Below are 13,659 nucleotides of genomic sequence, written 5' to 3'. Positions count from 1 at the left end.
GACTAGCCTAATTAATTAGCAGACAATAGAAACGGTGCAACCCCATTAAATATCCACCCCACTAAGGTGAATGCAACCAACAGTAAACAAAATAGGATGACGAGCAATCGCCATTGCATGACTTGCTTTAGCAAAATAAACTCAGGAAAACTGGCAGCCACCGTGCTCATACAAAATGCCAATGTAGTACCTATTGGCAAACCATTAACAATCAGGCTTTCCATGACCGGAATAACTCCGGTCGCATTCGAATATAACGGAATACCAAGTAACACAGCGGCAGGAACAGACCACCATTGTCCGTCACCCAAATGCGCGGCAATCCAACCGTCTGGGACAAAGCCGTGTAATGCGGCGCCCAAGCCCACACCAATAATGACCCATTTCCACACTCGGCCAAATATATCTAGCATCTCAGTTTTGGCAAATTGATGCCTTTGCCTTAACGACATGGCTTGCACATTAGCACTATCATCAACTGTATTGCCAGCCTTCTGCTGACCACGTTTTAACGCTTCTGCTGCAAATGATTGTAACCAACGCTCAGCCTTAATGCTGTCAAGAAACAAGCCGCCCAGCATACCGACACTCATGCCAACGGCGATATATAACAAGGTAAACTTAAGCCCTAAGAGGCTCATTAACAGCAATATCGCCACTTCGTTGATTAAGGGTGAGGTAATCAAAAAGCTCATGGTGATCCCCAATGGGATCCCCGCAGAGGTAAAGCCTAAAAATACCGGAATACTCGAGCAAGAACAAAATGGCGTTACCACACCAAAACCCGATCCCATTAGGTACCCTAGCCCTCTGTGCTTGCCGGCTAAATAATCTCTGACTCGCTCAACATTTAACGATGCTCGCATTAAAGCAATGAGATAAATCATCACCAATAACAAAGCAAAAATTTTAGTCACATCTTCAGCAAAAAAATGCAGGGCATCGCCGAGTTTTGTCTCTGAAGACAATCCCAATACGCTGTAAACAAGCCAAGAGGCAAAATCTGAAAAGACCTGAAACATAAGTCGGTAACCCCAAATTTACTTGATATTAGGATAACGGCTTTTACTCAGGCGATATAAGCGCTAGATCTCGCTTTTGCGGATAGTAGAAATAAACTTAAACAAGCTAATACGGGAAATGTTGAAATGGAAAATCTTAATTCAATCAATGAATGATATGCAACATCATCTTATAAGGTGTGCTAACAGATAAAAAGCAGCAGACACAATCAATTAGTGTAAGCTAGCAATATGCTTTCTTTCATTTAATCGCAATGCCCAGTTTCCCTTATGTTGCTGCTCACAGGCGGTTTCTGTATCGAAGCTAACATGTTGATTAATATTTTTAAACTCAATGCCATCTTTAGCTAAAGTACACTTAATTAACTCTAATAATGCGGCTTTATCACCATTTTGGCTACATTGTCTTAGTTGTGTTTCAGTATCAAATATACACACTATCTGAAGGCTTTTAGGATACAAATCATAGTCAACAATATGGGTAATCCACGCAAAACCAGGATAGGCATTTAATGCATGTTCGCATACGGCCGTTAACCCCAGCCTTATTTGATTGTCTCTTTTTTTGTCATTTTTACGCACAAATACTCGCTTGGGGTCATATAGTCTAGATACTAATGATTAATTCAATATAAAAGTTAGTCAGTTAACGGCCATTCTATCATATCAGTGGCGGAACAATTTATTGCAATATTAACAGCATCATAATAACGTAACATAATTAACAGTGAATCGAGCAAACACAGTAAGCTTAAGGAAAAGCAGTAATGAAATGGTTAATCGTGGTGGTAATAAGTTGGTGTATCGGGTTTATCAGTTATCCACTGATCTGGCCGAGTGATGTCATAGACACAACTAAAACCACAGAGGAGTTGACTCAAACTCCACAAACCAACACGCTAAATTCGCTATCGGCAGAGAAACTAGCCTTGCATTCAGTAAATTATCCTTCGCAAAACTCTCTAGACCGCGATGCTTTTAAGGCGTCATTAAACAGCGATGAAACACCTTACATGTCGATTTTTCGTATCATGCAATTGGCTGAACAAGATCCCCTTGAAGCATTGCTCGTTGCCCAAGAAACGCAACACGAAGACTTATACGGTTTAATTTTAGAAATCGCTGGGAAAATGCAATTTTCGAACGTGATCTCATGGTTAGAACACCAAAAATCCACTGAGCTATACGAATCATTACTCGACAGTTATTTGCGCGGTCTAGCGACCGTTAATCCACAGCAGGCGTTAAACGAGATTGATTTATTAGCAGTAGAGCCGATGAAGTCATCGATAATGATGTCGATTGTCGATTCATGGGCAAGCTCAGATGCAATAGGTGCATTTGAATGGTTAAAGTTACAACCTGAAACGCAATCGACCTTAAAAATGTACTTAAATACTATGTATTATTACATTGAACAATCACCTAATGAGGCTGCAAATCTTATTGCATCGTTACCATTGAATGAGTCGACAAATTATCTGATTACCTCGATGGTATATCAGCTAGTTGAAAAGAATATTCAAGAAGCTGTTGATTGGTTGGACGGCATTGCAGTTGAACAACGCGCCAGTGGCGTTTTCATTATTTCACGCAAAATGGCAGAAACCGATCCAGAGGCCGCGTTGATTTTTTTAAATAATCAAAAACAAAGTTACAATTTAAACCAAGACTATTTCAATAGCGCCCTAGCAGAAATCGCCAGTGTTGAACCTAACATGATGTTAGCCAGACTTGATAACTACGAGGCTAGAGTGCAACGCGATATTATTATTAACGCTAGCTATGCCCTAGTAGAATATTCTGAAAACGATTTTTTACAATTGATTAATCCATTGTCTGATAACAACAAAGATATTGCATTAAATCAACGTTCAGCTCAGCTGAATCAAACAGATCCTCAGCAAGCGTTTAATGTCGCCGAACTCATTAATGACCCCGCAACACGACTAGAATCGATTATAAATACTATTACTGTGTGGAGTGGATTTGATAAGCGATCGGCGCTGGCAGCCATTGATAACTCAAGCCAACTAACGGCCAGTCAAAAAGGTGAAATCAGCACTCAAATACAATTACAGCTGACATCGTCGAATATTATTTATCCATAAATGCCCATTATGAGATGGCCTCAATGACTTGCTGAGTGACTCTATGTGATAATTTAACAATATCAGTATGCTGTTATCAATTCATGATAAACAAAACAGATTAAACACTAGGTGTGCTGAGAGAGGATGCGGGTTAAATGCGGTTTTTTTGCTTAAATAAAAAGGATATGATTTAAACTGACGATATAGGCTAAGTAACCAGCTGAGTTAGCACTATATCAACTGACATTGACTCTATTTCCACCCGCATTTTTAGCACTATACATAGCCTTATCAGCATGTTGAATCAATTGCTGTTCATCATCACCATCATCAGGATAACGTGCCATACCAATACTAGGGGACAGCTGCAAAACGAGATCATCAAACCGATAAGGTTTATCGAGTTCAGAACGAATGTTTTCAGCAATAACAAGCACTTTCTCTAGAGAATTAATACAGTTTAGTACAACTAAAAACTCATCGCCGCCAAAGCGCCCAACCGTATCAGATTTACGAACACAATGGCGTAAACGTTGAGCTATACTCTTTAACAGTTTGTCACCAACCAAATGGCCATAACTGTCATTGACATGCTTAAACCCATCAATATCAATAAACAGTAATGACAAAGATGTTCCTTCACGACGCGCTAACCCTAATGACGTTTGCAAGCGTTCAAATAACAATGCTCTATTGGGCAATTCTGTTAATGGATCGTGTCCTGCAATGTAATGAAGTTGTTGTTCCATTTTTTTGCGCTCAGTGATGTCATGTGCAATCGCAATCCTCAACTGGTGATCTTCTGACCACCTTGCAGACCACAGAATATCAACTATGTTGCCATCTTTGCGGACCCAACGATTTTCAAAACGCCGCTGATGCACTCCGCTCATCAGTGTTTCAACAACTTTAAGTGTTTTTAGTCCATCATCAGGATAAACAAAATCAATCATTGGTTTATTGATGACTTCAGCTGGTGCATAGCCAAATATATCTTCAAACGCTGCACTCACAAATACAAAACAACCACTTTTATCCACTACACAAACAGCATCAAGCATTAAATCCATAACTTCCCTAAGCGCAGCTAGGTCAATGGTCTTCATACAATGCATACCCCGAAAACGTTGTTTTATCACTAATAAAGCAATATATAATATTATGAGCTTAGTTAAATATACTCAATGACTTTAATGAACATCCTTTAATGACATCCATTAAAGAAGTGTAAGGTCTGAAGCCATATTAGCAACAAAGTATAGTGTATCGATTCAATAAAAAACAAATAAACCATTAACAATATTCACTTTTTACTCCAATTTTGACCTATTTTATCATCAGCTTATGACCTTTCCGATGTATTGAATGAGTAAAATTAATACAACATAGTATTTACTATCATTAGATAATCAACGACTCAATGGTTACAAAAAAGTTAACTCACAGATAACACCATTCTATAAATTTTGCTGACTGCTGTCCTAACGGTGAACCAATAAACTCATATCGCTTTATTAATAACCAATAAATCTCTTGTTATTGGCTTATTTAGGTAACTTGACATTAAACTTATAACTTATGCAAAAATTTTGACCTGTAAATCGCATTTTATGTTTATCGACTATTGCAAACTGTTATAAATACGGTTAAGTTTAATCGTATAGTTTTTAGCGAATAATTAATGTAAACGTAATGGTTAATAGATAGTCAATAACAACCATTACAGCAAGCATACTTAAAGAGTAATTAATATGAACATCCAAGTGACTACATTCCACCATCATCACCATATGCGGTAGCCTTCGGATGCTTACTGCCGAAGGATGTTATCCTTCTGGTGGTGAACAAAATTTCACATAAACCCCTGGAAGGAATTTCAGGGGTTTTTTGTTTTTCTAAATTTATATTTTATTTAAGCTTTTAAATTTACAGAATTTTATATTTAATACATAAGGAAGTATCACATGAGTGAGTCAAAACGTTTACGTATCGCCATCCAGAAATCAGGCCGTTTATCAAAAGAGTCTCAACAGTTACTAAAAAGCTGTGGGGTTAAATTTAATGTAAATGAGCAACGCTTGATTGCACACGCAGACAATATGCCAATCGATTTATTACGCGTTCGTGATGATGATATTCCAGGCCTAGTAATGGATGGTGTTGTTGACTTAGGTATTATCGGTGAGAACGTTCTTGAAGAAGAGCAAATTGAGCGTCAACTCGCAAACAAGCCTGCTGAATGCACTAAATTACGTGAGTTAGATTTCGGTTCATGCCGTCTATCATTAGCTGTACCGAATGAGTTTGAATACAAAGATGCCAACTCACTTGAAGGCTTGCGCATTGCAACCTCTTACCCGAATTTGCTGCGCCGTTTTATGCAAGAAAAAGGCATTAACTACAGCGATTGTATGCTAAAGGGCTCGGTTGAAGTAGCGCCACGAGCAGGATTGTCAGACGGTATTTGTGATTTAGTCTCTACAGGTGCCACCCTTGAAGCGAATGGCTTGTATGAAACTGAAGTGATTTACCGTTCAATGGCGTGCATCATCCAATCTAATACAACTCAATCAACTGAAAAACAAGCACTAATCAATAAAATCCTATCGCGTGTTAATGGCGTTATCCGTGCTCGCGAAAGTAAATACATCTTATTGCACGCGCCAATTGAAACCTTAGATCAAATCGTTGCCCTACTCCCTGGAGCTGAAAACCCAACCGTATTACCACTAAATGACGACACTAATAGAGTGGCAATTCACGTTGTAAGTACTGAAGATTTATTCTGGGACACAATGGAAGAATTAACTGCGCTAGGTGCAAGCTCAATTCTGGTCATGCCTATTGAAAAAATGATGGGGTAACACAAATGCAAATTCTCGATTGGGCTTCTTTATCTACCGAACAGCAACGACAAACCTTAGCGCGTTCTCCATTAGTGGGTGACGCAAGTGTTGAGCAAGGTGTTCGCAACATTATTGAGCAAGTTAACGCTCAAGGTGATAGCGCATTATTGGCTTATAACAAACAATTTGACGGTGTTGAGCTAATAGAATTAGCGTTATCAACTGACGCCATTGCTGCAGCATGTGCACGAGTGGGTGACGACGTTAAGCAAGCAGTTGCACAAGCGGTCAACAACATTGAAACCTTTCATAAGGCGCAAGTGTTTCAGGGTGTAGATATTGAAACTCAAGCAGGAATTCGTTGTGAACTCAGAAGCGAGCCTATCGAGCGTGTTGGCTTATATATTCCAGGCGGTACGGCACCATTAATCTCAACGGTCATGATGCTAGCCTTACCGGCAAGAATAGCCGGTTGTGGCAAACGCGTATTAGTCAGCCCTCCGCCAATTAATGATGCAATTATTTATGCAGCCAATGTTTGCGGCATTACCGATATTTTCCAAGTCGGCGGCGCGCAAGCCATAGCAGCACTGGCTTTTGGAACAGAATCCGTACCAAACGTTGATAAAATATTTGGTCCGGGTAATCGTTACGTGACTGAGGCGAAACGCTTAGTGTCACAAGACAGCCGTATTAGCGTATCAATTGATATGCCAGCGGGTCCTTCTGAAGTACTCGTGATTGCTGACAAAGATGCTAATCCTGCTTTTGTAGCATCAGATTTATTGTCGCAAGCAGAACATGGTGTTGACTCGCAAGTGATGCTAGTGACCGATTCATTAGCACTGGCAGAGCAAGTCAACCAAGCATTAATTGAGCAATTAGCACCATTGAGCCGTAAAGACATCGCCGCAGAAGCGCTTAAATGCAGCAGAAGTATCATTGTCAGTGATATGGATGCGGCCGCTAAAGTGTCTAACTTGTATGGCCCGGAGCATTTGATTATTCAAACGGCTGCACCTCGGGAAGTACTACAGCACATTCGCGGTGCGGGTTCTGTGTTTTTAGGCGCATTCACCCCTGAATCGGTTGGCGATTATGCCAGTGGCACCAACCACGTGTTACCGACCTATGGTTACAGCCGTTCGGTATCTAGCTTGTCATTAGCCGATTTTAGTCGCCGCTTTACAGTGCAAGAACTCAGTCAGCAGGGATTACAAACCTTGGGCCAAAGTGTCATGGTATTAGCAGAGAATGAGCTTTTAGATGCGCATAAAAATGCTATCGCAATCCGTTTAGCCAGTATGTAACTGTTAAGCCTAGAGCAAAATCTGTCGTGTTCAGTTAACACCTTATTAGAGTTGAAAGTAGAGAGCATAGCCATGAGCCAGACCCAAGTAGCGACTTTTGATCCAAACACCTTGGCCAGACCCGAATTACTCACGTTAACACCTTATCAAAGTGCCAGACGTATTGGCGGTAGAGGTGATATTTGGATCAATGCCAATGAATCTCCATTTAATAATAGCGACCTTGATAAAGTGAACCGTTATCCAGAATGCCAGCCACCTGAACTCATCAATGCTTACAGCAGTTATTCAGGAGTGAAAGCCAGTAACATAATTGCCAGTCGTGGCGCTGATGAAGCGATTGAATTACTCATTCGCACCTTTTGTATCCCTGGCGTCGACAGTATTGCTTGCTTTGGACCGACTTATGGCATGTATTCAATTAGTGCCGCAACCTTTAATGTGGCTGTCACAGCGCTAAGTTTAACCGACAACTATCAGTTACCGGACGCGTGGCCAACCCAAATAGGCAATGCAAAAGTAGTGTTTATTTGTAATCCCAATAATCCAACCGGCACCGTACTTGCTAAAGACAAGATTGAACAAGCCATTCAAGCGGCGCCAAACTCGATTGTAGTGGTCGACGAAGCCTACATTGAATTTTGCCCAGACTACAGCGTGGCTGATTTACTTGATCAGTACCCTAATCTTGTGGTGTTGCGTACCTTATCAAAAGCATTTGCCTTAGCTGGTGCTCGTTGTGGCTTTATGCTTGCGAGTGATGCCATTATCGATTTAGTGATGCGAGTTATCGCACCATATCCAGTACCTTTGCCAGTATCTGAACTTGCGGTAAGCGCCTTAAGTCCTGCTGGCATCGATACTATGCGAACTCAAGTCGCCAGTTTAATTGAACAAGGCCAACGCTTAAGCGTTGCGTTAACCGCCTATGGCGCTACAGTGCTGCCTGCTAATGGTAACTATGTGTTAGCAAAATTTGACGATGTTAGCGCTGCAGCCAAACGATTAAGTGATTCCGGCGTGGTTGCCCGTGCATACAAAGATCCACGCCTCGCTGATGCAATTCGCTTTAGCTTTACCAATGAACAACAAACCAATTTGATTATCGCTTTGTTTGAAAAAGCGGTGTCAGAGTCAGTAGCATAAAAGTTAAAGCCGTTTCAATAAGCACAGTAATTAGCCTATTGAAAAACACATAGATCAAATTGAATAGATAAAACCAACAGATTAAAACAAATAAAATTACACCCTATTTAAGGCATTGAACATGAAACAGAACATATTATTCATCGATCGCGATGGTACATTAGTGGAAGAGCCTGCCATCGACAAGCAGCTCGATAGTTTGGCAAAATTAGTGTTTGAACCACAAGTGATCCCAGCGTTACTTAAATTGCAAAAAGCCGGTTTTCGCTTGGTGATGGTCAGCAACCAAGACGGTTTGGGCACTCCTTCGTTTCCAAAAGAAGACTTTGATGCCCCGCACGACATGATGATGCAAATTTTTGCAAGCCAAGGTGTGGTATTTGACGATGTGGTTATCTGTCCACACTTTAATGATGAAAACTGCAGCTGCCGTAAACCTAAACTAGGCTTAGTAAAAGACTACTTAACCCAAGGCAAAGTAGATTTTACCACTTCAGCAGTGATTGGCGATCGTGAAACCGACGTTGAACTTGCCAATGCAATGGGCATTAAAAGCTTTAAATATAATCGTCAAACACTCGACTGGGACGCTATAACCAGTGCTTTATTAAGTAAAGGTCGCGTGGCAACAGTAGTGCGTACCACCAAAGAAACCGATATCAAAGTGACCATCGACTTAGATAATCAAAGCAAGGGAAAGATTGAAACCGGAATTGGCTTTTTTGACCACATGCTGGATCAAATTCAAACCCACGGTAACTTTAAAATGGACGTGCATGTTGACGGCGATCTAGAAATTGACGACCACCACAGTGTAGAAGACACCGCACTGGCCATTGGCGACGCGATTCGTCAAGCCCTTGGCGACAAGCGCGGTATCGCTCGTTTTGGGTTCAGCTTACCCATGGATGAAGCCAGCGGCGAGTGCCTAATGGACATTTCTGGTCGCCCATTCATAAAGTTCAATGCTGACTTTGATCGTGAAATGGTCGGTGAAATGGCTATCGAGATGGTGCCACACTTTTTCCGCTCATTCGCTGATGGCCTACGTTGCACCTTACACATTGGTTCGCAAGGCGATAACGATCACCACAAAGTAGAAGCACTGTTTAAAGTGTTAGGCCGTACGCTTCGCCAAGCGGTGAAAGTGGAAGGTGACATACTGCCATCAAGCAAAGGTGTGCTGTAAGGAGTTCATGTGACACAAGTATCGAACGCTTCAAGCTCTACCAATGATCTTACCGTGATTATTGATACCGGCTGTGCCAATTTAAGCTCTGTACGGTTTGCTTTTGAGCGCCTTAACGCCAATGTCTTAGTCAGCGCTGACTTTGATGTGATCCGCAGCGCAGCAAGAGTGGTATTGCCAGGTGTTGGCACCGCTGGTGCGGCTATGGACGCCCTAAAACAAAAACACCTAATTGAGCTGATTAAAAGCTTAACGCAACCCGTTATGGGCGTATGTTTAGGCATGCAAATGCTGGCATCATTGTCTAATGAACATGGTGGTCGTAGCGAACAAAATATCACCTGTTTAGGCCTAGTGCCGACTGATATTGGTGACTTAGACAGCAAAGGTCTGCCCTTGCCGCACATGGGCTGGAATCAAATTGAGGTGAGCGATCACCCATTATTTGTCGGCATTGAAAATGGCAGCTACGTGTATTTTGTTCACAGCTACCGTGCGCCAATCAGTGAATACACCCTAGCCAGTAGCACTTATGGTGAGTCATTCAGTGCCGCCATTGGCAAAGGTAATTTTTTTGGGGTGCAATTCCACCCAGAAAAAAGTGCCAAAGTGGGCGCACAAATTTTGCAGAACTTCTTAAACATGGGGACACCACAGTGATTATTCCTGCCATTGATCTAATTGACGGCCAAGTGGTGCGTTTGTACCAGGGTGACTATGACAAGCAAACCACCTTTGACTTAAGCCCTCTGGCACAATTGCAGTCTTATCAAGCCCAAGGGGCAAAACTGCTGCATATCGTCGACTTAACCGGTGCAAAAGATCCTAATAAACGCCAAACCCAATTAATCGCTGAACTTGCTGCAGGGCTTGATGTTGATATTCAAGTCGGCGGCGGTATTCGAACTGAAGCGCAAGTCGCAGAATTATTAGCTATCGGTGTTAAGCGTGTAGTCATTGGATCTCTTGCGGTTAAAGAGCCTGAGCTGGTAAAAAGCTGGTTTGTAAAATACGGCAGTGAAGCCATTTGTTTGGCTCTGGACGTTAACATCAACGATAACGGCGAAAAAATTGTCGCGGTATCGGGTTGGCAATCGGGTGGTGGTAAGTCATTAGAGTCGTTAGTGGCTGAATTTGAAACCGTCGGCCTTAAGCATGCTTTGGTGACTGATATCAGTCGTGATGGCACCTTAACTGGCGCCAATACGCAGCTCTACACTGAACTTGCCGCGACTTACCCTACTATCCTTTGGCAAGCCTCTGGTGGCATTGCTACGCTCGATAACGTTGCCGCAGTACGCGACAGTAAAGCATCGGGTATTATTATCGGCAAAGCTTTATTGATTAATCAATTTACCGTCGAGGAGGCAATACAATGCTGGCCAAACGCATAGTTCCGTGTCTTGACGTTCGCGAAGGTAAAGTGGTTAAAGGTATACAGTTTCGCAACCACGAAATTGTCGGTGATATCGTTCCCCTCGCCGCGCGTTATGCCGAAGAAGGCGCTGATGAGTTAGTGTTTTATGACATTACCGCCAGTGCACACGACCGGGTTATCGATAAATCTTGGGTAAGCCGCGTTGCTGAACAAATTGATATTCCGTTTTGCGTCGCCGGTGGAATTAAAACCATCGAGCAAGCACGCGAAAAACTCGCTTTTGGTGCGGATAAAATATCAATTAACTCGCCAGCATTAAGCGACCCGAGTTTGATATCACGCCTACAAGATGAGTTTGGCCGCCAGTGTATCGTTATCGGCATTGACTCATTTTATGATGCTGCAACTGACAGTTACAAAGTAAAACAGTTTACCGGCGATGAAGCAGCGACCAAAGACACTCAATGGTATACTCAGGATTGGGTTGAAGAAGTACAAAAGCGCGGTTGTGGCGAGATTGTATTGAACGTCATGAACCAAGATGGCGTGCGCGGTGGTTATGACATCAAACAACTTAGCATGGTACGCGCTATTTGCGATGTGCCGTTAATTGCTTCTGGTGGTGCAGGCACTATGGAGCACTTTAAACAAGTGTTTGAACTTGCCAAAGTTGACGCCGCATTAGCAGCAAGTGTGTTCCATAAAGGCATCATTGATATTGGTGAGTTAAAACGATACTTGCACGCCAATAACATCGCGATTCGTTTATAAGCTTAGATTTTTACGAGACTAAACATAGCCTCACCCAAAAAGAGATTACAAATGACAGACATCAAATTTGATAGCACAGGCGTAGATTGGGACAAGCAACAAGGCTTGATACCAGCAGTGGTGCAGCACCACCTAACGGGCAAAGTGCTTATGCTAGGTTATATGGATCAAGCGGCATTAGAGAAAACCTTAGCCACTAAGCAAGTGACCTTTTTTAGTCGCTCTAAACAACGTTTATGGACCAAAGGCGAAACCTCTGGCAACACGCTTGACCTCATCGCTATCGACAAAGACTGCGACAACGACAGCTTTCTAGTGCAAGTTATTCCTAATGGGCCTACGTGCCACACAGGGACAGAAAGCTGCTGGAAAGATGGCAACGCACATCCTTTTATCGATAATCTGACTAAACTGATTATTTCCCGTAAAGGCCAAAGTGCTGATTCAAGCTATACTGCCTCACTATTTGAACGTGGTACTAAACGCATTGCCCAAAAAGTCGGTGAAGAAGGCCTTGAAACAGCCCTTGCCGCAGCCACTCATGACAAAGAAGAGCTTGTTAATGAAGCATCGGATTTGATGTATCACTTAATCGTGTTGCTTGAAGATCAAGGTTTGTCGATGGCCGATATTAATCAAAACTTACTAGAGCGCCATACCAAAGCCAGCAAGTCTGCCACCGGTCAGTAACGTTTTAGCCCATTTTATTAGTAAAAAAGACGCCGAGGCGTCTTTTTACTAATATTATCAAAGTCATGGTTGTCGTTAAACAACTGATACACACTACAACGAATGAGTAGAATATCATAACCGATAATAATGCATTCAAATCGTATATGATTAATAAAACTCTTTTTCACCCGGAGGGCGAGTTTTCAGTAGTTTTAAAAACCACATGTATTGTTCTGGATAGGCATTAATCACTTGCTCAACCACTTTATTTAATGCAATAGCTTCGTTCTCTTTACCAACCATCTCTTGGGGATTTATCGCTGGCATCACAGTCATGATAAATTGCTTAGCTTGTTGATCGTAACCAATCTTAACTGGCATGACTTGGGCATTACCTGCTTGAGCTAAGCGCCCTACGACCGGTAATGTGGCTTTCACTGTGCCCATAAAAGGCGCAAATATACTTTTATCAGGTCCGAGATCTTCATCAGGCAAATAGAAAAAACTATTATCGTTTTTTAATTCGGCTAACAAGGCTCTGATCCCTGCTTCACGCATATACACACGTCCACCTTGACTGCTACGCATTCGGTTACTAAACCAATTAAATAATCCATTTCGATGTGCTTTAACCATAGTCACTAACGGAATTTCTAAGTTGATTCTCAGGCCCGCGTATTCCATCGGCCAGACATGCGGCATAATAAAAATGATCGGTTGCTTAGCATCTCGAGCAGCTTGCACATTTTCGAAGCCATTAAGTTGAATACGGCGTTTTAAGTAGGCTTTAGACCGAATAAGCAACTCAGCTTGTGACAATAAGGTAATCACAAAAGTCTCAACATTTTGTTTAATTAACTCATCGACTTCATCAGGCGACTTATCAGGGAAACAATGGGTAATATTAACCTTTGCGATTCGTATTGGTTTGCTGGCAACTTTCATCACCACGCGGGCCAATAATTTCGCAATAGGATCTCTTACAGTTGCGGGAAGAACACCAAACAGAAACAACACGGCGATGGCTAACCATGTTCCCCAGTAACGAGGATGCAGTAATGATTGCTTAAAACGAGTGTCAAAATATTTTGCTTGTCGTGCCAAAAGAATCTCCAAATAAACTGACCGTGAGCCACGGCAAAAAATAATATACTAACAAGGTCATTATACTCGTGATTAAGGAGTGCAAACCAACATTATAATCAACAATAACAAAACGACAGTATCACCTA

The 13,659-nt window shown here is 42.0% G+C and carries 13 protein-coding genes; 9 read left to right on the top strand and 4 right to left on the bottom strand.

What is annotated here, in order from left to right; all coding sequences use genetic code 11:
- Nucleotides 1-11: 11 nt before the first annotated feature.
- Both H5164_RS11045 and H5164_RS11040 read right to left on the bottom strand, forming a co-directional pair.
- Nucleotides 12-1,022, bottom strand: coding sequence for a permease (locus H5164_RS11045; RefSeq protein WP_182756120.1), 1,011 nt, complete (start codon nt 1,020-1,022; stop codon nt 12-14).
- A gap of 213 nt (nt 1,023-1,235) precedes the next feature.
- Nucleotides 1,236-1,604, bottom strand: coding sequence for a Fis family transcriptional regulator (locus tag H5164_RS11040; protein WP_124018139.1), 369 nt, complete (start codon nt 1,602-1,604; stop codon nt 1,236-1,238).
- Nucleotides 1,605-1,789: 185 nt separating this feature from the next.
- Between H5164_RS11040 and H5164_RS11035 the strand changes: the two genes are divergently transcribed.
- Complete coding sequence (locus H5164_RS11035; RefSeq protein WP_182723653.1) at nt 1,790-3,133, top strand: hypothetical protein; 1,344 nt, start codon at nt 1,790-1,792, stop codon at nt 3,131-3,133.
- A 218-nt stretch (nt 3,134-3,351) separates the two neighbouring features.
- On the opposite strand, the gene H5164_RS11030 is transcribed toward H5164_RS11035, so the two are convergent.
- Nucleotides 3,352-4,221 carry a diguanylate cyclase domain-containing protein gene (locus tag H5164_RS11030; protein ID WP_182756118.1) on the bottom strand — a complete coding sequence of 290 codons (870 nt, stop codon included), beginning with the start codon at nt 4,219-4,221 and terminating at the stop codon, nt 3,352-3,354.
- A gap of 858 nt (nt 4,222-5,079) precedes the next feature.
- Here H5164_RS11030 and hisG point away from each other — a divergent pair.
- The 8 genes from hisG to hisIE all read left to right on the top strand — a co-directional run bounded on the left by hisG (nt 5,080) and on the right by hisIE (nt 12,445).
- On the top strand, nt 5,080-5,979 hold the full coding sequence (hisG, locus tag H5164_RS11025; protein WP_124018136.1) for an ATP phosphoribosyltransferase: 900 nt from the start codon (nt 5,080-5,082) through the stop codon (nt 5,977-5,979).
- Between the two features lie 5 nt (nt 5,980-5,984).
- Entirely contained in the window at nt 5,985-7,271 is a 1,287-nt protein-coding gene (gene hisD / locus H5164_RS11020) for a histidinol dehydrogenase (protein ID WP_182756116.1), read from the top strand.
- Between the two features lie 72 nt (nt 7,272-7,343).
- Nucleotides 7,344-8,417, top strand: coding sequence for a histidinol-phosphate transaminase (gene hisC / locus H5164_RS11015; RefSeq protein ID WP_182756114.1), 1,074 nt, complete (start codon nt 7,344-7,346; stop codon nt 8,415-8,417).
- A gap of 121 nt (nt 8,418-8,538) precedes the next feature.
- On the top strand, nt 8,539-9,606 hold the full coding sequence (hisB, locus tag H5164_RS11010) for a bifunctional histidinol-phosphatase/imidazoleglycerol-phosphate dehydratase HisB (protein ID WP_182756112.1): 1,068 nt from the start codon (nt 8,539-8,541) through the stop codon (nt 9,604-9,606).
- A gap of 9 nt (nt 9,607-9,615) precedes the next feature.
- Nucleotides 9,616-10,266 carry an imidazole glycerol phosphate synthase subunit HisH gene (gene hisH / locus H5164_RS11005; RefSeq protein ID WP_182698530.1) on the top strand — a complete coding sequence of 217 codons (651 nt, stop codon included), beginning with the start codon at nt 9,616-9,618 and terminating at the stop codon, nt 10,264-10,266.
- On the top strand, nt 10,263-11,000 hold the full coding sequence (hisA, locus tag H5164_RS11000) for a 1-(5-phosphoribosyl)-5-[(5-phosphoribosylamino)methylideneamino]imidazole-4-carboxamide isomerase (RefSeq protein WP_124018131.1): 738 nt from the start codon (nt 10,263-10,265) through the stop codon (nt 10,998-11,000). Before hisH ends, hisA begins: the two co-directional genes overlap by 4 nt.
- Nucleotides 10,982-11,755, top strand: a complete 774-nt coding sequence (gene hisF, locus H5164_RS10995) for an imidazole glycerol phosphate synthase subunit HisF (RefSeq protein WP_182698529.1) — start codon at nt 10,982-10,984, stop codon at nt 11,753-11,755. Before hisA ends, hisF begins: the two co-directional genes overlap by 19 nt.
- A gap of 51 nt (nt 11,756-11,806) precedes the next feature.
- A complete protein-coding gene (gene hisIE / locus H5164_RS10990; RefSeq protein WP_182723647.1) occupies nt 11,807-12,445 on the top strand; it encodes a bifunctional phosphoribosyl-AMP cyclohydrolase/phosphoribosyl-ATP diphosphatase HisIE in 639 nt (212 codons plus the stop codon).
- Nucleotides 12,446-12,595: 150 nt separating this feature from the next.
- On the opposite strand, the gene lpxM is transcribed toward hisIE, so the two are convergent.
- Complete coding sequence (lpxM, locus tag H5164_RS10985) at nt 12,596-13,531, bottom strand: lauroyl-Kdo(2)-lipid IV(A) myristoyltransferase (protein ID WP_124018128.1); 936 nt, start codon at nt 13,529-13,531, stop codon at nt 12,596-12,598.
- Between the last annotated feature and the right edge of the window lie 128 nt (nt 13,532-13,659).

Source organism: Shewanella sp. SG41-3 (assembly GCF_014164545.1).
Lineage (GTDB): Bacteria > Pseudomonadota > Gammaproteobacteria > Enterobacterales > Shewanellaceae > Shewanella > Shewanella vesiculosa.
Note: the sequence above shows the minus strand (reverse complement) of the source record. Positions and strands in the feature narration are given on the sequence as shown.